The sequence below is a fragment of the Pseudaeromonas sharmana genome, assembly GCF_042649925.1.
In the GTDB taxonomy this organism is placed as follows: Bacteria; Pseudomonadota; Gammaproteobacteria; order Enterobacterales; family Aeromonadaceae; genus Pseudaeromonas; species Pseudaeromonas sharmana.
In genome coordinates, this window is the sequence record NZ_JBHSAF010000015.1 from 331,993 (window position 1) to 353,646 (window position 21,654).

Consider the following 21,654-nt stretch of genomic DNA (forward strand, 5'->3'; position numbering starts at 1 on the left):
TTACGGTCCCCGAATATTATGCAATTTGAAAAGGCAAAAATATGATCCGCCTCTATAAGATTCAATTGCGAATTATCTGATCTTCACCTCTCTGTCATTTATTTCGCAAAAAAAGGCGGTGTAACGGCGGTGTTCTATGTGCAATATCAAGTTTGAATATTTATTCAAGATGCAAATGGCAGCCGAGAAATTATTTTTTTGCCGTAACGTTCGAATAATCCTCTCGCCGCTGACGGTGGGAGCATTCGGCGACGCATGGGGAAGGGATCCGCTGAACTCAACCGCAGACGACAGTAAATTGCGTTGTCTTGCCAGCAAAAATGCGGTTCGGGGGTTAGTCGCACGGCGGGAATTGTTATGATGAGCCTCGTCTCGAGTAACGGAGCGCGCGATGCGTCAGATCAAGTCCTGGGCCCAGTATTACGTCGATTGGCTCACTCGCCTCGGCATCATCAAATTCAGCCTGTTGCTGGCTTTTTTCATCATATTGCTGGCGGTGGCCATTCAAGTTGGGGTCACCCTGTTATTGCGCGGCAACATCGACACCGTCGACATTGTGCGCCCGGTGTTTTTCGGTCTGTTGGTCACTCCCTGGGCGGCCTACTTTTTGACCGCGGTCGTCGACGAGCTGGAGGATTCGCGGCAACGGCTGACGCATATGGTCAGCAAGCTGCAGGAGATGCGGGAGCGAGATCAGGGGCTGAATCAGCAACTGCAGAGCAATATCAGCCAGCTGCATCAGCAGATGGAGGAGACGAGAAAGGCTGAAGCGGCACGCCAGCAGGCCATGCAGGATTTGCAGTCCGAAATCCAGCGTCGCAAGCAGACTCAGGTCGAGTTGGAGGAGCGCAGTGCCCTGCTGCGCTCCTTTATCGACAGTTCACCCGACCTCATCTACTACCGCAATGAGCAGGGGGTCTTTGTCGGTTGCAACCAGGCAATGGAGGCACTGACCGGCAAGGATGGGGGCGAGCTCAATGGACTGACGCCCCATGACGTCTATAGCCAGGACATTGCCGATAAGGTGGTCGAGACCGATGGGCTGGTGTTTAGCAATAGCCAACCCTATACCTACGAACAATGGATGGAATATCCGGACGGCCGACGCGCCTGTTTTGAAATGCGCAAAGTGCCTTTCTATGATGCATGGGGCAAACGCCTGGGGTTGCTCGGGTTTGGTCGCGATATTACGGAGCGCAAGCGCTATCAGGAACAATTGGAACAAGCCAGCCGGGAGAAAACGACCTTTATTTCAACCATCAGCCATGAATTGCGTACCCCCCTCAATGGTATTGTGGGTTTAAGTCGTATCTTGCTGGAAACTCGGCTGGATGACGAACAGCGTCGACACATGAATACCATCCACCTCAGCGCGGTGACGTTGGGCAATATCTTCAATGACATCATCGACCTGGATAAGATCGATCGCCACTCGCTGCAACTCGTGCCGGCGCCGATGGATCTGCCGGCTTTTCTCTCGGATCTGGAGTCGCTCACCCGCTTGATGGCCGAGCAGAAGGGCTTGTATCTGCACTTCGATCTGGACGGTGAGTTTCCTGAATGGGTGCGGGTCGATGGGACGCGTCTACGTCAGGTATTGTGGAACCTGACCGGGAATGCCATCAAATTTACCGAACAGGGAGGCGTGACGATTCGTGTCATGTTGACGCCCCTGCCAGATGATAAAGTCCATCTGCGTTTTGATGTCGAAGATACCGGTGTTGGCATTCCGCATGCGGAACAGGAAAAGATCTTTGCCATGTATTATCAGGTGGATGGCCGCCAGCGCGGTATCGGTACCGGAATCGGGCTGGCCGTATCGCGGCAACTGGTTGAGGCGATGGGGGGCACCGTGATGGTGGATAGCGATCCGGGTCAGGGCAGTTGCTTTAGTGTGGAGCTGACGGTTGAGCAGCTGCACCAGGGGGCCACCGAAGTGGTCAGTGAGCTGCCGTCGCTGCGCATCCTGCTGGTGGAGGATGTGGAGCTGAATATTACGGTCGCGACCGCGCTGCTGGAGAAACTGGGGCACCAGGTGACCGCGGCGCGGGACGGTGCTTCGGCGTTGGCGGTGGCTCATCCCGATGCCTTCGATCTGCTGCTGCTGGATATCCAATTGCCGGACATGACGGGGCTGGATGTGGCAGATACGCTGATTCAGCGTTATGGCGCCAGTGCCCTGCCGCCTATGGTGGCGTTGACCGCCAACCTGATCCGCGACAAGGCGGACTATCTGGCTCATGGCTTGCGAGATGTGATTGGCAAGCCTCTGTCAGCCGACAATCTCAAACGCGTACTGAACCACCTGTTTGCCGATACGCTGCCGCCACCGGCACCGACGGCGGCGGTGGTTAAGCCATCACGACCTGAAGTGTTGGATCTGGATTTTCTTGAGGATTATGCCGGTCTGGTCGGGAAAGCCGTGTTGCTCGATGCGGTACGGCTATTTGATGAGATGATGCCGGATTACCTGCTGCGTCTGGAAGAGAACCTGCTGGCCAGGGATCAAGCGGCGATTGTCAGCGAGGCGCACAAAATCAAGAGCGCTGCCGGCGCCATCGGCCTCAAGCGCCTGCATTTGCTGGCAAAACAGGCCCAGTCGCCGGAATTGCCTGCCTGGTGGGACAATATCGCCGACTGGATCGCCGCGCTCAAGGAGAGCTATCCGCGAGACGTCGCGCGCCTGAAACTGTGGTTGCAACAGTAAACGCCAAGAGGTTGTCTATGAGCATGAACTACACCCGCCTGTTACAGGCAGCCAGACCGAGTCAGCCGGATGGCGATCTGCTGCGGGCCAGTGAGCAGGATCGGGCCCGGGTCGTGCAAAGTGCTCCGGTGCGTCGTTTACAGCAAAAGACACAGGTTTTTCCGCTGGATGTGAAAGCCTCGGTTCGCAGCCGGTTGACCCATTCACTGGAAGTGCAGCAGGTCAGTCGGCAGCTGTCGTTGGCTTTATTGCAGCAGGCTCCGCACTTACAACCGTGGATGATGCCGTGGCTTAATTTACTGGAAATGGCCGCATTGCTGCATGACGTGGGCAACCCGCCATTCGGCCATTTTGGCGAATCGGTGATACGGGAATGGCTGCATCAGCACCTGGACTCCTATTTCCAGGTTGCTGTATCTACCGACCCCAGCCTGCGTTGGCAGCAGCAGTTGCGGCCGGATTTGCTGGCGTTTGATGGCAATGCCCAGAGTTTACGCCTGGTGCACAGCCTGCAGCAGCTGGATTTGACCTGTAGCTTGCTGGCCTCCTTGATTAAGGTGCCTCGAGGCATTGATGAAGGCCTGCGCGGTTCTGAAGGGCCGGGCTTTTTCTGTAGCGAACGCGGGCTGATACACCAGCTGCGCTCAACACTGGGGCTGATGCCTGGCGTACGCATGCCGCTCGTCTACTTGCTGGAGGTGGCTGATGATCTCTGCTATTGCATCGCCGATCTGGAGGATGCGGTGGATCGGGGGCTACTGGCGCAGACAACATTAGTGCAGCAACTCAGGGCAACCGATGTGGATCCTGACTATTTGCAGCCCTTGCTGGATGCGGCCTGCCATTCTGGAGAGGGATTTTTTGCCGTCTTCCGCCAACGCTTGACCGATGATGTGATTGCAGTAGCGGTGACCACCTATCTGGAGAATGAAGCCGCCATTCTAAATGGCCAGTTCAACACCACCTTACTGGATGAACAGGCGCCTGCGGTGGCTCTGTTATCCAGGCTGCGGCGTCTGGCTCGCGAGCAGATCTTTCGCAGTCGCGAGATCGAGGCGCTGGAGCTGGAAGGATGTGCCGCCATCTGTGGGGTACTGGATCGCTACGGCCGGCTCCTGATGCTGTCACGCAGTGAATTCACCCGCTTGCTGACGGAGGGCACCGGCAGTGCCTTGTTGCAACGGCTGGTGCGCCGACTGTCACGTCGCCACATCGATGCCTACCATAGAGCCTTGGCTGAATCGGATACCGATGCCGATGAGTGGGAGTGGTATCTGCGAGTCCGCCTGTTGATCGATTATGTCAGCGGCATGACCGATACCTATGTGCAGGCGGAATATCGACTACTACTGGGCTGTTGACCGCTCAAAGCGGCGCAAAGGCACGATTATCGATGCTGTGACGGACCTGATTATGCAGCAGCTCGAGCAGCAGGAAAGAACGAGTGTCTCCGTCTGGCTCCTGATATAGCGCCTCTAGCCCGCAGAAGATACCGTCGCTGATGACCACCTTGTCGCCACAACGAGGCAGGTGACATAACAGCTCGCGCTGTTCGTCGCAATCCTCGCGGCTCATCATGCTGTAGATCAGCTGGGATGGGATCTGGGTCCAATGGGCGCCAAAACGGACCATATGTCGTAACCCGCGGGTGGCGTTCAGACGGTTCGCGGGAAACTGTTCCAGGTCAACGTTGACGAACAGATACGAAGGAAAAAGCGGCTCCTGACGTTTTACACGCTGACCGCGGCAGATACGTTCGACTTCGACCATGGGGTAATAGCTGTCGATACCCTGATTGCGAAGGTGCAGGCTGGCTCGCCCCTCCTCGCGTGGTCGGCAGTAAGCCAGATACCAGGTTGTCATGGGCAATGTTCCGTGCTTTGTAATTAGTATGGCTACATGTGGATCATAATCTTTTAGCAAAAAAAAAGGCTACGCCCGCGTAGCCTTTCTGTGAGTTTACCGTGCTTTACTTAAAATTACACGAGTAGCCTTAGTTTACCAACCCTTGACCAGACCGCCCTTGAACAGCTTGCTGGCTGCTTGATAAACCTCATCGCTCTGATAAGCCTGAACAAATTGCTTCACTTTCTCCGCATCCTTGTTGTCTTCGCGGGCAACGATCAGATTGACATACGGTGACTCTTTGTCTTCAACAAACAGGCCATCGCGGGTCGGCAGCAGATCGATTTGTGACGCATAGGTGGTGTTGATGATGGCAAGATCGACATCGTCCAGTGAGCGAGGCAACTGAGCCGCTTCCAGTTCCACCAGTTTCAGCTGCTTGGGGTTATCGACGATGTCGAGAACCGTGCCATTCAGGCCGACATCGTCTTTGAGCTTGAGCAGTCCCTGCTTTTGCAGCAGTAACAGGGAGCGACCCAGATTGGTCGGATCGTTGGGAACCGCGATTTGGGCACCGGTGGGCAGTTCAGCTACGGATTTGTATTTCTTTGAATAACCGGCGATCGGGTAGACAAAAGTATTGCCGACCGGCACCAGTTTATAGCCACGATCCTTGATCTGGGCATCCAGATACGGCTTATGCTGGAAGGCGTTGACGTCGATGCTGCCATCATTCAGCGCGATGTTTGGCGTCACATAGTCGCTGAAGCTAACAATTTCGACTTCAAGACCAAACTTCTCTTTGGCGACTTTTTTAGCGACTTCGACGACTTGTGCTTCCGTGCCTGCGATGGCGCCGACCTTGATGTGTTTGTCACTGTCACTTTGACCGCAACCTGCCAGCAAGGCTGCAAACAGCGCCAGGGCGGAGAGGGATTTTTTCATGGAAACCTCCTGTTGATGAAAAGCAGTTAACGATGATCTACCCGGCGAACCAGATGCTCACCGATGGATTGAATCAATTGAACCAGAACGACCAGCATGACCACGGTGATCAACATGACCGCCGGATCGAAGCGTTGATAACCATAGCGGATACCGACATCACCCAGGCCACCCCCGCCGATGGCACCGGCCATGGCCGAGTAGTTAACCAGCGTAACGAGCGTAATGGTGATGGCATTGATGATCCCCGGCAAGGCTTCCGGTAGTAGCACCTTGCCAATGATCTGCAGTGGCTTGGCCCCCATCGCCTGTGCGGCTTCAACAAGACCGGCGGGGACCTCAAGCAAGGCGCCTTCAATCAGTCGGGCGACGAACGGGATGGCGCCAACGGTCAGCGGGACTATGGCGGCGATAGTGCCGATACTGGTACCGACGATGAGTCGAGTAAACGGGATAATGGCGACCAGCAGAATGATAAATGGAATAGAGCGGCCAATATTGACCAGGGTTCCCAGCAATTTGTTGAGCATGGGATGTGACAATATGGCTCCCTGTTTGGTGACATGCAGGGCAACACCCAGTGGTACACCGAACAAGGCGCTGAAGGCGGCCGAAGCGCCAACCATGCCCAGCGTTTCGCCCAGTGCGCTCAGCAAGAGATTAATCATGGCTTCGGACATAGCCCAGGACCTCCACTTGGATCTGATGGTGACGCAGGAATTCGATCGTTTGCTCGCAGGCCATTGTCGGAGCGAATAGTTCAGCCAGCAAATAACCAAATTTGACGCCGCCGGCATACTCGATATCGGCGCTCAGAATGCTGACATCCACGCCAAAGCGTCGGCTGACCTCTGAAATAAGCGGACTATCGACACTCTGCCCGGTGAAGCCGAGGCGCAATAACGGCCAGCTGTCGGCTTCAGGAGTAGCACTCAGGCGACGCTGGTACTCTTCCGGAATAGGCAAGTGAATGGTTGACTGGATGAAATCACGTGCCAATGCAGTCTGCGCATGCGAAAAGAACCAGGCGACTTCACCCTGCTCGACCAGACGGCCATCGTGAATGATCGCCACCTTGTCACAGATCGTCTTGACGACGTCCATCTCATGGGTGATCAACAGGATTGTCAGGCCCAGCCGGCGATTGATCTCTTTCAACAGCGCTAGAATAGACTGTGTGGTTTGTGGATCCAGCGCCGAGGTGGCCTCATCACACAGCAGTACCTTGGGTTCAGGGGCGAGGGCACGCGCTATGGCGACACGTTGTTTCTGCCCGCCCGACAACTCGGACGGGTAGGCATGCGCCCGCTCCTGCAAGCCAACCAAGACCAGCAGCTCGGTAACGCGTTGCGCAATACGAGCCTTATCCAGGCCTGCCAGCTCCAGCGGCAGCGCGATATTCTCTGCCACGGTCCGGGACGACAGCAGGTTGAAGTGTTGGAAGATCATCCCGATCTTGCGACGGGATAAGGTCAGGTCGCGCTCGCTCTGTGTTGCCAGATCGACGCCATCGATGACCACAGAGCCCGTTGTCGGGCGTTCGAGCAGGTTTACACAGCGAATAAGCGTGCTCTTGCCGGCCCCGGAGGCGCCAATTACACCGAAGATTTCGCCGCGCTTTACCTGCAGGTCTGTCGGGTGCAACGCCTGTACGGCGCTATCGCCATAACCGTAAACTTTTGAAACTGCAGTTAAATTAATCATGTTTGTTGCGCTCATCCACCGTGGCTATGACTGGCTTACAGTGAAAAGATAGTTGTTATTGCTAAAAGGATTCGCTGCGGATGGATGAAGATGCTATGGCCTGCATGGCATCAAGTCAATGGACTTTTTTATGTCTGGATGGCTAAATGTCTGGAATCGATAGCAAGTTATTAGATAAGTGTGCTCAGTTGACCCCAGAAGACGGCAAGGCTGGGCCTCATGTGATGAAAACAATTAAGGCGCCGACGGCGCCTTAATGAGCTGCGTTTAAGCAGCTAATGATTTGTTTTATTGCTGGTTATCACTCTTCCAGGCTGCCACAGAATCGGTAACCCTCGCCATGAATGGTGGCGATGATCTCTGGCGTTTCGACTACGGATTCAAAATGTTTACGGATGCGGCGAATCGTCACGTCAACCGTACGATCATGAGGTTTTAACTCGCGACCGGTCATTTTCATCAGCAGGTCGGCACGTGTTTGAATTTGACCCGGGTTTTCGCAAAAGTGCAGCAGGGCCCTGAATTCAGAACGTGGTAGACGAATGGCTTCACCTGCTGGAGGAATCAGACAGCGGCTGTTGATATCCAGAGTCCAACCATTGAAACGGTAGTTTTCGATGCTTTGGTTGCTATCATCCCCCCCCCCGGCACGCATGGTGCGGCCGAGGAGGTTCCGCGCGCGGATGGTCAATTCACGCGGGTTGAAAGGTTTGGTGATGTAATCATCGGCGCCGATTTCCAGGCCAAGAATCTTGTCGACTTCGTTGTCCCGACCGGTCAGAAACATCAGGGCGATCTGGCCGCGCTCACGCAATTCCCGAGCCAGTAACAAGCCATTTTTACCAGGCAGATTGATGTCCATGATGACGAGATCAACATCATTGTTTGACAGCAAATCGTGCATCTCATCGCCGTTATTGGCTTCGAGCACATCGTAACCTTCGGCTTCAAAGATGCTCTTCAGGGCGTTGCGGGTCACCAGTTCATCTTCGACAATTAGGATTTGAGGTATATGCATGGCTGGCACTCGAAAGGTTAAAATCTCAGATAAAATTTAACATTTAACAGGGCGAAACGCGATGAATTGTTAATCATCGTTCACAGCACGCTATGACTTATTATGAAATTTCGGCTGTCTCACCACGATCTATTCATGTAATGAGTAAAACAGGCGTTAGTGCCTGAGCTCAATGCGTAAGGAATGTATCAAGTAACAGCCAGTTAACAATGTTTTGATAACCAAAGGTTACTGATTTCTCACGCTTGTTTGACATATGTCAACTTTGTTTTTGCTGGTGTCAAGCTAACGCTCTAAAAACGATAACTGGCACCTAGGGTCAGCTGTGGTTTGCTCGGTGATGGCGATGCATATATCGCTTGCAGTGAGAGACTGGGGCGGGGGTGCCAGACGGATGCCAACTCGAGGTTAAATGAAAGCGATGGCGGCCCGACATGGACCAGCTGGCTTTGAAAGGAGAGCCAGTTACTCCACTGCAGACCTACGCCGCTAATCACTGCATACTCCTGTTCACTGTTCGATGGCATCGGTAATGCACTGACATAATTCCCCGTGTAGGCATAGAGGCTAAGTTTGTCCTGTTCCCGGGGCGATGGTTGTTCTTGAAACCAATACTGTTCCAGTGGAGACAGGCTGAACTCGCTACTGTAGTAACGGCTATCAATGGCGGTCATGGCCTGATCCGGTCGAGCCTGCACGCTTGTCGCCTGGATAAGGCAAATCGCTAACGGCAGCACTGTTGCGCACCAGCCCCGCCCGACGCCATCATTCATATTTGGCCTCCCGTTACCACCTTACGAAGGATGGCATAAGCCGTTCTAAATGGAAGTGATGTGCTGTTTTTTTGTTCTTGTGATGTTGAAGATCACACTGGCGTGTCCGGACGTCAGGCGCTAGATTAAGCCCCCATTTCGGAGGTGGTGATGGATCTCTATTTTATACTGATGGCGCCAGCGAGACCGGAAAATGTCGGTGCAGCGGCTCGAGCCATGAAAACCATGGGTTTTTCTCGTCTAAGGGTGGTGGCCTCACAGGCTCACCGGCAACCTGAAGCATTTTGGGTGGCTCACGGAGCCCAGGAGCTGCTCGAGCAGGCTGAGGCGTTTACTTCGCTACCTGAGGCCCTCTTGGATATGGACTTGGTTATCGCCACAACAGCGCGTCAGCGAGGCCAGCATCATGTCTATCTCACACCAGCTCAGGTCAAAGCCCAGTTGCTGAATAAATCGGGCTTACAGCGTGTTGGTATCTTATTTGGCTGTGAAGAGTCAGGCCTGTCAAACGAGCAACTCGCCCATGCCGATCTGATCAGCTATTTACCTCTTAAAGTTGGCTATCCGTCGTTAAATCTGGGGCAGGCGATCATGCTGTATGCGTATGAGATGAGCGCTTTGCTCGATACGCCGCCCTCTGACGCAGCGGTCACTTTGCCCGCAGAGGCGCAGGTTCATGCCCTAAAAAGGAAAATAGAGGATATTCTCGTCAAGGTGGGGGTTGGTCAGAATGAAAAACTACACCATTGGGCTTTGTCTGGTATATCCATGCTGGGGCAGCGGGATTTGAACCTGATGCATCTGCTTTGCAAAGATCTGTCCAGAGCCTTGGAAAACGAAGAAGGGATTGACAGCCATGAGGACAAACCGGTATAGCTAGGGGCGTTTAGACTTTGAGGTCCTATTATTAACATGCTGTCAGTCACCCTTCGCACTACCACCACTATTATTACCGGCACCACCTTGCGTGGTTTCGGGGCGGGCTGCTGAGTGCACTGACAACAAGTTCAGAATTTCAAAGGCCCGTACCCACCAGGTACGGGCCTTTTTGTTACAGGGAGATTAGTAATGCGTGTTTTGAAGTTTGGAGGCTCTTCACTGGCCGATGCCGAACGCTTCTTGCGAGTGTCGGACATAGTGGTCAACAATCAGCAGCAGGCCCAGGTAGCCCTGGTTCTCTCCGCACCGGCCAAGGTGACGAATCACCTTGTCGCTCTGGTTGAACAGACCAGCCGCGGTCTGGATGCCAGTGATACGCTGCTGGAGATTGAAGGCATATTCAGTCGCCTGATTGCAGGACTCAAGAGCAAGTACCCTGCACTGGACGACGACAAACTGATGGCGCGCATGGCTCAGGAATTCAGTGTCGTGCGTCGTCAGATGCAGGGCATCTCATTGCTGGGGCAATGCCCGGACAATATTCAGGCACTGATTTTGAGCCGTGGAGAGGCCTTGTCTGTCGCCTGCATGCAAGAACTGCTGCAAGTCCGTGGGCATGCCGTCGAGCTGATTGACCCGGTACAGCTGTTGCTGGCCGAGGGGGGCTACCTGGAGTCCCATGTCAATATTGATGTCTCGCGCGCCCGGTTCCAGCGTCGTCCCGTCAGAGCGGAAGCCATCTACTTGATGGCCGGGTTCACCGGCGGTAATCCACAAGGTGAACTGGTATTGCTGGGGCGCAATGGTTCGGATTACTCCGCGGCCTGTTTGGCTGCCTGTGTCAGCGCCGAGTGTTGCGAAATCTGGACGGATGTCGATGGCGTATATAGCTGCGATCCACGCCTGGTGCCAGATGCTGTGCTGCTGAAGCGGATGTCCTACAAGGAGGCGATGGAGCTTTCCTATTTTGGTGCCAAAGTGCTGCATCCGCGCACCATAGCCCCGATCGCCCAGTTTCATATCCCCTGTCTGATCAAGAACAGCTTTAATCCACAAGGTGAGGGGACCCTGATCGCCGAACAGGGCGATGATGAGTTACCGGTAAAAGGGATCTCGGATTTGGCCGGGATCTCGATGATCAACGTTAGTGGTCCTGGTATGAAAGGCATGGTCGGCATGGCTGGCCGCATCTTCACCGCCGTGTCTCGCGCTGGTGTCTCTATTACCCTGATTACGCAATCCTCTTCCGAATACAGCATCAGTTTCTGCATCCATACCTATGATGCCGAGAAGGCACGTCAAATCCTGGAATCTGAATTTGAACTTGAGCTCAAGGCGGGCCTGCTGGAAGAGATTGAAATGCGCCATGACCTGGCGATCATCTCCGTCGTTGGCGATGGCATGCGCACCAGCAAGGGGGTCGCGGCACGTTTCTTCATGTCTCTGGCGCAAGGCAACATCAACATCGTTGCCATTGCTCAAGGTTCGAGTGAACGTTCGATTTCTGCCGTGGTGGGTAAGGACAAGGTCAATGAAGCGATCAAGGCCTGCCATCAGAATTTCTTTACCAGCATGCAGTTTATCGATTTGATCCTGGTTGGCTTGGGCGGGGTCGGTGGGGCCTTGTTGGAGCAGATCCGCCGTCAGCAACCTGTGCTGGCACAACAGGGGATCGGCTTGCGAGTCGTCGGGCTGGCAAATTCGCGTAAGCTGGCGCTTAGTCGTGATGGTCTTGATCTGGCTAATTGGCAGGCGTTGCTAGCTGAAGCGCAGCAGGGATTCTCGTTACAGGCGGTCAAGAAGCTGGTGGATGATAGCCACCTGATCAATCCGGTGATTGTGGATTGTACCTCGGATGAGAATGTGGCGAGCCAATATGCCGATTTCCTGGCCGCGGGTTTCCACGTCGTCACGCCGAACAAAAAAGCCAATACCAGCTCCATCGCCTACTATCGAGAACTGCGCAAGACCGCATTACTGACTCGCCGCAAGTTCTTGTATGAGACTAACGTTGGCGCGGGTCTACCTGTCATCGAAAATCTGCAGAATTTGATCAAAGCTGGCGACAAGTTGCAGGCGTTTAATGGCATCTTATCCGGCTCGCTCTCCTTTATTTTTGGTAAATTGGACGAAGGCATGTCGTTCTCTGAAGCGACGTTGACGGCCAAGGGCAAGGGATTCACCGAGCCCGATCCCCGCGATGATCTCAGTGGGATGGATGTAGCCCGCAAGCTGCTGATTCTGGCACGCGAGGCTGGTCTGCCGCTCGAGCTCGATGATGTTGAGGTAGAGCAGGCGTTGCCGCCAGGATTTGATTGCAGTGGTGATACCGACACCTTTATTCGGCGTTTGCCAGAAGCGGATGCCTGGTTCGCGGCCGAAGTCAGCAAGGCTAAGGCGGCAGGTCAAGTGCTACGTTATGTTGGCTCCATTGAGCAAGGCAAGTGCAAGGTGGCGATTAAAGCGGTTGATGAGAATGATCCGCTGTTCAAGGTCAAGGATGGCGAAAACGCCTTGGCGTTTTTCTCTACCTATTATCAACCGATTCCTCTGGTACTGCGCGGATATGGTGCGGGTACCGAGGTCACCGCGGCCGGGGTATTCGCCGACCTGCTGCGCACCCTTAACTGGAAGCAGGAGGTTTAACATGGCTGTTGTTGCATATGCGCCAGCTTCAATTGGGAATGTTAGTGTGGGTTTTGATGTACTCGGCGCGGCGTTAGCCCCTATCGATGGGGCTTTGCTGGGGGATCGTGTCGAAGTGCATGAGGCGGAGCAGGCTTTTTCGTTAAGCTGCCGCGGCCGCTTTGCCCACAAGCTTCCGGCAGAGGCTGAGAAGAACATCGTATATGACTGCTATCTGGGATACGCCGCGGCACTCCAGCTGCGCGGTCGTACCGTTCGCCCCCTGCATATGGTCCTGGAAAAGAATCTGCCGATAGGGTCCGGGCTGGGCTCTAGCGCTTCCAGCATTGTTGCTGCGCTTGAAGCGTTGAATGCGTTTCATGATTATGCGCTTAGCAAGGATGAGCAGTTGCTCTTGATGGGGGAGCTGGAAGGGAAAATCTCCGGCTCGGTCCATTATGACAACGTAGCGCCCTGCTATCTTGGTGGCATTCAGCTGATGATCGAAGAAGAGGGGGTCATCAGTCAGGCAGTACCAGACGTGGAGTCTTGGTATTGGGTCTCCTGTTACCCTGGAATCAGTATCAGCACTGCTGAGGCGCGGGCAATTTTACCGGCACAGTACCGGCGTAGTGATTGTTTGACGTACGGGCGCCGTTTGGCGGCATTTATCCATGCCAGCCATACCGGCCAGGCGGAGCTGGCGGCAGCTGTGTTGAAGGATGTGATTGCTGAACCGTATCGACAGGCACTGATTCCCGGCTTTAACGAGGCGCGTCAGCACGCCGCAATTTCCGGTGCATTGGCAACCGGCATTTCCGGCTCCGGCCCCAGCATTTTTGTTGTCATGACGGACAAGCAGCAAGCCTTGCGTATGAAGGAGTGGCTGGAGGCGAACTTTATCCAGAACCAGGACGGGTTCTGTCACGTATGCCGTATTGATCGTCAGGGAACGACGGTTACTTCTATCTGAATTAAGGATGTCAGCATCATGAAGTTGTACAACATCAAGGATCACAGTGAGCAGGTCGACTTTGCGCAAGCGGTCAAGCAAGGTCTGGGTCGTGAACAAGGTCTGTTCTTTCCGGAGCAGATAGCCCCATTGGCAGATGTCGATGGGCTGTTGGCAAAGCCACTGGTGGAGCGTTCGGCTATCATTTTACGTCACTTGCTCGGTGATGAGTTGCCTGAGCTGGCGCAGTTGATTGCCAATGCATTCACTTTCCCGGCACCTTTGGTGCAAGTGGCGGAGAATCAGTATGCGCTGGAGCTGTTTCATGGCCCGACACTGGCCTTCAAAGATTTTGGCGGGCGCTTTATGGCGCAATGCCTGACTGCGGTGTCGGATGGCAAGAAAATCACCATCCTGACCGCCACGTCCGGGGATACCGGTGCCGCTGTGGCGCATGCTTTCTATGGTCTGCCGAATATCGAAGTGGTGATCCTGTACCCCAAAGGCAAGATCAGCCCACTACAAGAAAAACTGTTCTGTACCCTGGGTGGCAACATCCGTACCGTCGCGGTGAATGGCGCGTTCGACGATTGCCAGGCGTTGGTAAAGCAAGCGTTCGATGATGAAGAATTGAAACTGGCGATAGGTCTTAATTCGGCGAACTCTATCAACATCAGCCGCTTGTTGGCTCAGGTCTGCTACTACTTTGAAGCGATAGCGCAACTACCAGTGACGAAGCGGGCTGAAGCGGTTATTGCCGTGCCATCCGGCAACTTCGGTAATTTAACCGCAGGTTTGATCGCCAAGGCACTTGGACTGCCGGTGAAGCGCTTTATCGTGGCTACCAATGCCAATGATACGGTTCCTCGCTATCTGCAAGAGGGCCACTGGGATCCCCAGGCGACAGTGGCCACACTGTCAAATGCGATGGATGTCAGTCGCCCCAACAACTGGCCGCGCGTCGAGGAGCTGTTCCGCGTCAAGGGGTGGTCGTTGAAGGCACTGGGCGCAGCCTCGCGTGATGATGAACAGACTCGTGATGCCTTGCAGCGTCTTTATCAACAGGGCTATCTGTGCGAGCCTCATGGCGCTATTGCCTGGGACGTCATGCAGTCGTCACTGTGCGATCAGGAGTGTGGTGTGTTCCTGTGTACCGCACATCCAGCCAAGTTTAAGGAAAGCGTCGATAGTATTCTTGGCATTGATGTCGAGTTGCCAGCTCCATTGGCAGAGCGTGCCGACCTGGCTCTGCTGTCTGAAGAGATGGATGTCGACTTTTCGGCATTACGGGATTATCTGCTTAGAGCCTGATAACACTCATTTTAAAGAAAGCCGGGCATGCCCCGGCTTTTGTTTTTTAACCGGGAATGATCTGTTAGCCTTGCTCCGTCGATTACAGTTGGAGCTGTTTTTCTATGACCGTATTGAACGATTTACTCTCTTTGCTGGCACTTGAGCGCATAGAGGCTGGCCACTTTCGCGGACAGAGCCAGGATTTAGGCTTTGGTGCCGTATTTGGTGGCCAGGTGATGGGGCAGGCTCTTTCAGCGGCATATCAGACGGTGGCACCCGAGCGCATGGTGCATTCATTACACTGTTACTTTCTGCGGCCCGGGGATGTTAACCATCCGATTTTATATGAGGTTGAGCATATACGAGATGGCAACACCGTCTCGACCCGCAGAGTACAGGCCATTCAGCATGGCAAGAGCATTTTCTACTTGAATGCGTCGTTCCAAATTGAAGAGCCTGGCTGGGAGCATCATGATGTAATGCCTGAGGTCGAAGGACCAGATGGACTGCGTAGCGAGCAGGAGTGGGCGGAGCAACTTAAAGCATTTATCCCGCCATTCTTGCATGACAAACTGCTGAGCGAGAAACCCATCGAGATGCGTCCGGTGACGTTTGTCAATCCACTGCAGGCGGCACCTTGCGACGCCAGGCGTTATGTCTGGTTCAAGGCGAATGGCCAGATGCCCGATGATCCTGCAATTCACCGATACCTGCTGGCCTACGCGTCCGATTTCAATTTCTTGCCGACGGCGCTACAACCGCATGGGATTGCCTTCTTCGATCGAAATTTACAAGTTGCGACCATTGATCACGCCATGTGGTTCCATCGTGATTTTCGATTTGATGACTGGTTGTTGTATGCCGTCGATAGCCCAAGCGCCTCCGGTGGTCGAGGTTTGGTGCGTGGACAGTTTTTCACCCGGGATGGGAAATTGGTTGCCAGCTCGATTCAGGAAGGGGTGATTCGCCGTCGGGTCAAGGAGTAGGCGAGGAAGTGGCTTTGCAGCGCCTCGCGCATAAAAAAGCCAGCCGTGAGGCTGGCTTTTTAGTGACGCAACAGCTTACTTTTTGATGCGCATAACCGGGGTTTCACCCAGAGTTACGGCACCGTTCAGCTTCGTCAGCTCCTTGATGTCATCCATGTTGGAAATGACAACAGGGGTCAGGGTCGACTTTGCCTTAGCCTCAAGAACAGCCAGGTCAAACTCGATGATGGTGTCACCCTTCTTCACCTGCTGACCTTCAGCGGCGATACGGGTAAAGCCTTCACCCTTCAGCTCAACGGTGTCGATACCAAAGTGCACGAACAGCTCGATACCGCTATCGGATTCAATCGAAAATGCATGGTTGGTTTCGAAGATCTTGCCAATGGTGCCGTCACAAGGAGCAACCATCTTGTTACCAGCCGGCTTGATAGCAATGCCATCACCTACGATCTTCTCAGCAAAAACCACATCCGGCACATCTTCGATCGGAATGATTTCACCTGACAAGGGTGCAAAAATCTCGATACCGCTGTTGTCTGAGCTGTCATCGGATACCAGCTTTCTCAGTTTGTCGAACAAACCCATAGTGTAAGCTCCCAAGAGTTGTTGTTATCTTTCTGCTACTGATTTTAACAGACAGCCTTTTGCTTCACAAAGTTATCCAGCACGGCTTCTACTTCAGCAATCGTAGCACATGCCAGCGCTTGATCCGCCATCGCTTTGACCGCAGCGAAGTTCGCGCCACGAATCAGCTGTTTTACGCGTGGAATCGAGATGGCACTCATCGAGAACTCATCCAATCCCATACCCAACAGCAGCAGGGAGGCTCGATCATCACCAGCAAGCTCACCACACATACCGGTCCACTTACCTTCGGCATGCGAGGCATCGATGACTTGCTTGATAAGGTTCAGTACAGAGGGAGAGAGCGGGTTGTACAGACCAGAGATCATTTCATTGCCACGATCCACTGCCAGCGTGTACTGGGTCAGATCGTTGGTACCGATAGAGAAGAAATCCGCTTCTTTAGCCAGATGACGTGCAATGATGGCGGCCGCAGGTGTTTCGATCATGACACCGACTTCGATATTTTCATCGAAAGGTTGGCCTTCAGCGCGCAGTTCTTCTTTCAGCTCAGCGATTTCAGCTTTCAGAGCTCGTAACTCTTCTACTGAAATGATCATCGGGAACATGATGCGCAGTTTGCCATAGGCGGAGGCGCGCAGGATGGCGCGCAACTGGGTGTGCATGATGTCCTTGCGGTCGAAGAAAATGCGAACTGCACGCCAACCGAGGAAGGGGTTCATCTCTTTCGGGAACTTCATGTAAGGAAGTTCTTTATCACCACCGATGTCCATGGTACGGACGATGATGGGGTGATCCGGCATGGATTCCGCGACTTCCTTATAAGCACGATATTGTTCGTCCTCGGAAGGCAGAGCGTCACGATCCATAAACAGGAATTCAGTCCGGTACAGACCGACACCTTCTGCGCCGTTGCGATGCGCGCCGTCCATATCCTTGATGGTACCGATATTGGCGCAGACCTCAACGCGGTGACCATCAACGGTTTCGGCTGGCATTTCGCGAAGTTTGGCCAGTTCAGCCTTTTCGGCCAAGAACTTGTTCTGAGCATCACGCAGCTTGGTGACTTGCTCTTCAGCAGGATTGATCAGCACTTCATTATGCAGTGCATCCAGAACCAGAAAATCGCCAGTCTTGACGCGTTGTGTTATGTCATTGGTACCCACAATCGCCGGCAGCTCCAGAGAGCGGGCCATGATTGAGGTGTGTGAGGTACGGCCACCAATGTCGGTGACAAAACCACGGACAAAGTTCAGGTTGATCTGGGCCGTCTCGGAAGGTGTCAGGTCATGAGCGACCAGAATGACTTCCTCATCAATCGTGCTCAGGTTGACGATTTCCATCCCGAGCGCGTTCTTGACCAGGCGCGTACCGATGTCGCGGAAGTCGGTTGCTCGTTCACGCAAATAGGGGTCATCCAGCTCGGCCATCATGGATGCATATTGCTCGATGGCGTGGTGAATGGCCTTTTCGGCAGCAAAGCGCTCATCACGAATCAGAGCAACAATGTCTGACTCCAGCTCTTCATCTTCCAAGAGCATGATATGCCCTTCGAAGATGGCTTCTTTTTCCTCTCCGAACGTCTTGCCAGCCATTACTTTGATGGCTTCAAGTTGTTGTGAGGATTTGCTACGTGCTTCAAAGAAGCGAGCAACTTCGCGCTCGACGTTTTCTTCGGCAACTTGTTCGTTGTTGATGACGATCGGGTCTTCTTTCAGCAGCAACGCTTTAGCGAAAGCGACGCCCGGTGATGCCAGGATTCCAGAGATCATAGCCGTACCTGTATGCAGAGTGTGGATACCAGAAGTATGGGAAGGGGAGCTGGAATTATTCCAGCTCGGCCATCAGGGCAACCAGCTTCTCAACGGCTTTCTGGGCATCCGGACCATCGGCTTGAATGGTAACGGTGGTACCCTTGGTCAGACCCAGAGTTTGCAGTTTGAACAGGCTCTTGGCACTGGCAGACTTGCCACCGCTGATTACATTGATCTCGCTTTGGAACTCTTTGGCTTCCTTGACGAACTGGGCAGCCGGACGAGTGTGGAGACCGTTTTCAGCGGTAATAACTACAGATTTCTCAAACATTTTTCACCCCAATGTTGTTGAAGTTGGACAGAGTGTGGTTACTGTCCAGATGCAAATTCAGCGTGGCGATCACAACAACGGCACAACTGGTAGTCGTTATATTAGTGCTCGGGTTGTGACCGAGCTCGGATTATGCCCTGCTAATAAGGCCTGCAAAAGGCCATAGGGTTAGGATGCAACAAAAAATATCCATGCGTTACTTTTTGATACGTTACGCGTGAAAACCCTTGCGTCAGGTCAATGACGGCACCAAAAACGTTTCCTGGAAAACAGGTTTTTACATCAGCATCACCCATATTTTTCGTCGAAAAATATGAATTCAATCCAGCCTTGATCGGTATATAGCATGAAAAAAAAGCGCCAGCTAAACTGGCGCTTCGATTTAATCGAAAAATCAGGCGTTGATCAGGCTTGCAACTCCTGGTCCCCAAAGAGTCCCTGAAACAGCACGCTGGAGAGATAACGCTCCCCAGAACTGGGCAGGATCACGACGATGGTCTTATCGGCAAATTCGGGCAACTCAGCAATCCGGTTGGCAGCCACGACGGCAGCGCCGGAGCTGATGCCAGCCAGAATGCCTTCTTCTTGCATCAGGCGACGCGCCATTTCGACCGCTTCATCACTGCTGACCAGTTCAACTCGGTCGATCAGGCTCAGATCCAGGTTGCCTGGTATAAATCCAGCGCCAATTCCTTGAATCTTGTGCGGGCCAGGTTTGATCTCTTCACCAGCTAATTTTTGCGTGATAACCGGCGACTCCTTCGGCTCCACGGCAACACTGGTGATGGCTTTGCCCTGGATTTGTTTGATATAGCGGGAGATCCCCGTGATGGTCCCACCGGTACCGACACCGGCGATCACGACATCAACTTCACCGTCCGTGTCTTCCCAGATCTCGGGGCCGGTTGTCTTGACGTGAATTTCAGGGTTGGCCGGGTTATCAAACTGTTGAAGCAGGACATAACGTTCAGGATCCGAATCACGGATTTCGACAGCCTTGGCGACAGCGCCTTTCATGCCGAGCGGTCCTTCGGTCAATACCAGATTGGCTCCGAGTGCCTTGAGCAATTTCCGGCGCTCGAGACTCATGGTGGCAGGCATGGTCAATGTGATGGCATAACCACGCGAAGCAGCGACGAAAGCTAGTGCTATACCGGTGTTACCGCTGGTTGGCTCAATGATCTCCTTGCCTGGTCCAAGCAGCCCCTTTTTTTCTGCGTCCCAAATCATATTGGCACCAATACGGCATTTGACGCTGAAGCTTGGATTGCGGCTTTCGACCTTCGCCAGCACCTTACCTTTGGCAACCCGGTTCAACTTCACCAAAGGGGTGTGACCTATGGTGAGGGAGTTATCTTCATATACCTTGCTCATGTTGGTGTCCCTATAAGTGCGCAGATGGTGTTGTTTTGTAGATTAATCATAAAAAACATAACGTGAAGTGACATTTAGTTATAAAGATATGTTCCAGCTGGATAAAGAAGCGACATCGCCAGATTGCAGCTTGCGACTTTTTATCCTGAGCATGCCGCAGCAGCGATAGACCCATGTGAGGAAGCTCAAAACGCCGCTTGAAAACCGGTGCGGCCATTGACTCCAGGACGATAAATCGAAACACTGCCTCCAGCCTTGGAAGAGGTGACACAGGACGTGAACAGCGCATTCGTGCAAAGAGCGGTTGGGGAGGCGGGATGTTTAAGGATTTAGTGGCAAAGGCAGGTGTTGTTAGCTTGCTCGGGGTTGGATACCTGTGCGGTATGGGGGCAACAGCATGGGCTGCTGAACCCAATCTGACGCCACCGCCGGAAAGTCAACAAACTCAGATGGCCTGGACGCTACCCGCAACGGCTGTCAGAGAGGAGCTGGCGCAGCAACTGATGGAGCTGGCACTGGCTAATGTGCATCCGCGATTCGCCGAGCTTTGGCTGGCGCTGGTCAACCAGCAAGGCGCTGAACCCAAGCCTGAGCTCTATGCTGACATCTATGCTTCCTTGCATCACTTTCGAAAACAGTGGCATCAATTAGGTTGGGATGCACGTGAGCGGTTGCGGCTTCGTGATGCGGATGTGTTGCCGAACCAGGCGGATTATTTGGCGTACCAACAACTGTTAACCGCAGTTGATCCGGTTGCAAACCTGCAACAACTTCAACCGCAGCAAGCGGATTATCTGGCATTGCGTCAGCAACTGATCCAACTGCTTGAGCTCGCACGCCAGGGCGCTTGGCCAACTCTCCCCGATGTTAAATTGCGTCCGGATGATGAAAGTGACGCCGTGATGGCAATAGCCGATATTTTAAGCCGTTGGGGTTTTCTAACCCAACCGGTAGACGGCAATCGTTATGCCGGTGAGCTGGTGGAGGCCGTCAAACACTTCCAGTTGCAACACGGTTTGCTGGACGATGGCATTATCGGACGTCAGACGCTCAGTTGGCTTCGTGTTTCTCCAGAGCAGAAAGTGGTCATTTTAGCGCGCTCCATGCTGCGCCGAGATACCGCACAACAGTTGAATGTTCCTCGTTATGTGCTGGTCAACCTGCCAGAGTATCAACTCAAGCTGGTTGAAGGCGATAAAGCTGTACTGACCAGTCGTGTCATCGTCGGGCAACTGAAGCGACAGACACCTATGATGGCAAGCGAAATTAGCAGCATAGTATTGAACCCTGCCTGGCATGTCCCCACCAAAATACTCCAGCAGGACATAGTACCCAAGTTGGCCAAGGATCCTGGATTACTGGCCAAGGAAGGGTTTGACATCATCGATAGCGATGGGGGCACCGTCGACCCGGCTTCGATCACCCTTGATGATGCGATTTCATCCGGTTTCCCGTACCGTTTGCGGCAACAGCCGGGAACCCATAATGCTCTTGGCCTTTACAAGTTTTATCTGCCGAACGATGAGTCTATTTACCTGCACTCCACGTCACATCCTAATTTGTTCAACAAGGAGCGCCGGGCAATCAGTTCCGGTTGTGTTCGTGTCGAACAGGCGGCAGACCTGGCGGAACGTTTGCTCGAAGGCTCGTCATGGGGGCCGGATCGAGTGCAAAAGGTGTTGGCCAGCAAGACCACAAAATGGGTACCGTTAAAGCAGCCGGTGCCGGTGTATATGGTTTATTGGCGCAGCTGGCTCGATGACGATGGTCATCTACAGTTCCGTGAAGATATCTACGGGTTTGATCGTGGTCATGATGGGGTAAGCCGTCGCGTGATGGATTCATTATTGCAGCATAACAAGGCTTGATAGGGTGGATGGTGA

The 21,654-nt window shown here is 53.6% G+C and carries 18 protein-coding genes; 8 read left to right on the forward strand and 10 right to left on the reverse strand.

Translation table 11 applies throughout. The annotated features are described in order from the left end of the window. Nucleotides 1-391 precede the first annotated feature (391 nt). The gene (arcB, locus tag ACFOSS_RS16170; protein ID WP_377154536.1) at nucleotides 392-2,707 is read left to right on the forward strand and encodes an aerobic respiration two-component sensor histidine kinase ArcB; all 2,316 of its coding nucleotides are present in this window, start codon (nucleotides 392-394) and stop codon (nucleotides 2,705-2,707) included. 17 nt (nucleotides 2,708-2,724) lie between these two features. After that, nucleotides 2,725-4,068 carry a dGTPase gene (gene dgt, locus ACFOSS_RS16175; RefSeq protein ID WP_377154538.1) on the forward strand — a complete coding sequence of 448 codons (1,344 nt, stop codon included), beginning with the start codon at nucleotides 2,725-2,727 and terminating at the stop codon, nucleotides 4,066-4,068. 4 nt (nucleotides 4,069-4,072) lie between these two features. On the opposite strand, the gene rfaH is transcribed toward dgt, so the two are convergent. The 6 genes from rfaH to ACFOSS_RS16205 all read right to left on the reverse strand — a co-directional run bounded on the left by rfaH (nucleotide 4,073) and on the right by ACFOSS_RS16205 (nucleotide 8,992). Then, nucleotides 4,073-4,570, reverse strand: a complete 498-nt coding sequence (gene rfaH, locus ACFOSS_RS16180) for a transcription/translation regulatory transformer protein RfaH (protein ID WP_377154540.1) — start codon at nucleotides 4,568-4,570, stop codon at nucleotides 4,073-4,075. 135 nt (nucleotides 4,571-4,705) lie between these two features. Beyond that, entirely contained in the window at nucleotides 4,706-5,497 is a 792-nt protein-coding gene (gene metQ / locus ACFOSS_RS16185; RefSeq protein WP_377154542.1) for a methionine ABC transporter substrate-binding lipoprotein MetQ, read from the reverse strand. Between the two features lie 26 nt (nucleotides 5,498-5,523). Then, a complete protein-coding gene (locus tag ACFOSS_RS16190; RefSeq protein WP_377154544.1) occupies nucleotides 5,524-6,177 on the reverse strand; it encodes a methionine ABC transporter permease in 654 nt (217 codons plus the stop codon). Next, entirely contained in the window at nucleotides 6,158-7,201 is a 1,044-nt protein-coding gene (gene metN, locus ACFOSS_RS16195; protein WP_377154546.1) for a methionine ABC transporter ATP-binding protein MetN, read from the reverse strand. Before metN ends, ACFOSS_RS16190 begins: the two co-directional genes overlap by 20 nt. A 301-nt stretch (nucleotides 7,202-7,502) precedes the next feature. After that, a complete protein-coding gene (arcA, locus tag ACFOSS_RS16200; RefSeq protein ID WP_377154548.1) occupies nucleotides 7,503-8,219 on the reverse strand; it encodes a two-component system response regulator ArcA in 717 nt (238 codons plus the stop codon). Nucleotides 8,220-8,512: 293 nt separating this feature from the next. After that, nucleotides 8,513-8,992: a hypothetical protein gene (locus tag ACFOSS_RS16205; RefSeq protein WP_377154550.1), complete on the reverse strand. Its 480-nt coding sequence runs from the start codon at nucleotides 8,990-8,992 to the stop codon at nucleotides 8,513-8,515. Between the two features lie 150 nt (nucleotides 8,993-9,142). Between ACFOSS_RS16205 and ACFOSS_RS16210 the strand changes: the two genes are divergently transcribed. The 5 genes from ACFOSS_RS16210 (at nucleotide 9,143) to tesB (ending at nucleotide 15,727) form a co-directional block, all read left to right on the forward strand. Next, nucleotides 9,143-9,868: a tRNA/rRNA methyltransferase gene (locus ACFOSS_RS16210; RefSeq protein ID WP_377154552.1), complete on the forward strand. Its 726-nt coding sequence runs from the start codon at nucleotides 9,143-9,145 to the stop codon at nucleotides 9,866-9,868. 192 nt (nucleotides 9,869-10,060) lie between these two features. After that, on the forward strand, nucleotides 10,061-12,517 hold the full coding sequence (gene thrA, locus ACFOSS_RS16215) for a bifunctional aspartate kinase/homoserine dehydrogenase I (RefSeq protein ID WP_377154554.1): 2,457 nt from the start codon (nucleotides 10,061-10,063) through the stop codon (nucleotides 12,515-12,517). Nucleotide 12,518: 1 nt separating this feature from the next. Continuing rightward, nucleotides 12,519-13,469 (forward strand): homoserine kinase, encoded by a 951-nt coding sequence (thrB, locus tag ACFOSS_RS16220; RefSeq protein ID WP_377154556.1) that lies wholly within the window; start codon nucleotides 12,519-12,521, stop codon nucleotides 13,467-13,469. A gap of 18 nt (nucleotides 13,470-13,487) precedes the next feature. Further along, nucleotides 13,488-14,759 (forward strand): threonine synthase, encoded by a 1,272-nt coding sequence (thrC, locus tag ACFOSS_RS16225; RefSeq protein ID WP_377154558.1) that lies wholly within the window; start codon nucleotides 13,488-13,490, stop codon nucleotides 14,757-14,759. Nucleotides 14,760-14,863: 104 nt separating this feature from the next. Continuing rightward, nucleotides 14,864-15,727: an acyl-CoA thioesterase II gene (tesB, locus tag ACFOSS_RS16230; protein WP_377154560.1), complete on the forward strand. Its 864-nt coding sequence runs from the start codon at nucleotides 14,864-14,866 to the stop codon at nucleotides 15,725-15,727. Between the two features lie 75 nt (nucleotides 15,728-15,802). Here the strand turns inward: tesB and crr are convergent, their stop codons facing one another. The 4 genes from crr to cysK form a co-directional block, all read right to left on the reverse strand. Beyond that, nucleotides 15,803-16,312, reverse strand: a complete 510-nt coding sequence (crr, locus tag ACFOSS_RS16235; RefSeq protein ID WP_377154562.1) for a PTS glucose transporter subunit IIA — start codon at nucleotides 16,310-16,312, stop codon at nucleotides 15,803-15,805. Nucleotides 16,313-16,356: 44 nt separating this feature from the next. Next, nucleotides 16,357-18,084 (reverse strand): phosphoenolpyruvate-protein phosphotransferase PtsI, encoded by a 1,728-nt coding sequence (ptsI, locus tag ACFOSS_RS16240; RefSeq protein ID WP_377154564.1) that lies wholly within the window; start codon nucleotides 18,082-18,084, stop codon nucleotides 16,357-16,359. A 55-nt stretch (nucleotides 18,085-18,139) separates the two neighbouring features. Further along, nucleotides 18,140-18,397: an HPr family phosphocarrier protein gene (locus ACFOSS_RS16245; protein WP_377154566.1), complete on the reverse strand. Its 258-nt coding sequence runs from the start codon at nucleotides 18,395-18,397 to the stop codon at nucleotides 18,140-18,142. Between the two features lie 405 nt (nucleotides 18,398-18,802). Further along, nucleotides 18,803-19,771: a cysteine synthase A gene (cysK, locus tag ACFOSS_RS16250; protein WP_377154568.1), complete on the reverse strand. Its 969-nt coding sequence runs from the start codon at nucleotides 19,769-19,771 to the stop codon at nucleotides 18,803-18,805. 317 nt (nucleotides 19,772-20,088) lie between these two features. On the opposite strand from cysK, the gene ACFOSS_RS16255 reads away from it, so the two are divergent. Then, complete coding sequence (locus tag ACFOSS_RS16255; RefSeq protein ID WP_377154570.1) at nucleotides 20,089-21,639, forward strand: L,D-transpeptidase family protein; 1,551 nt, start codon at nucleotides 20,089-20,091, stop codon at nucleotides 21,637-21,639. Nucleotides 21,640-21,654 lie beyond the last annotated feature (15 nt).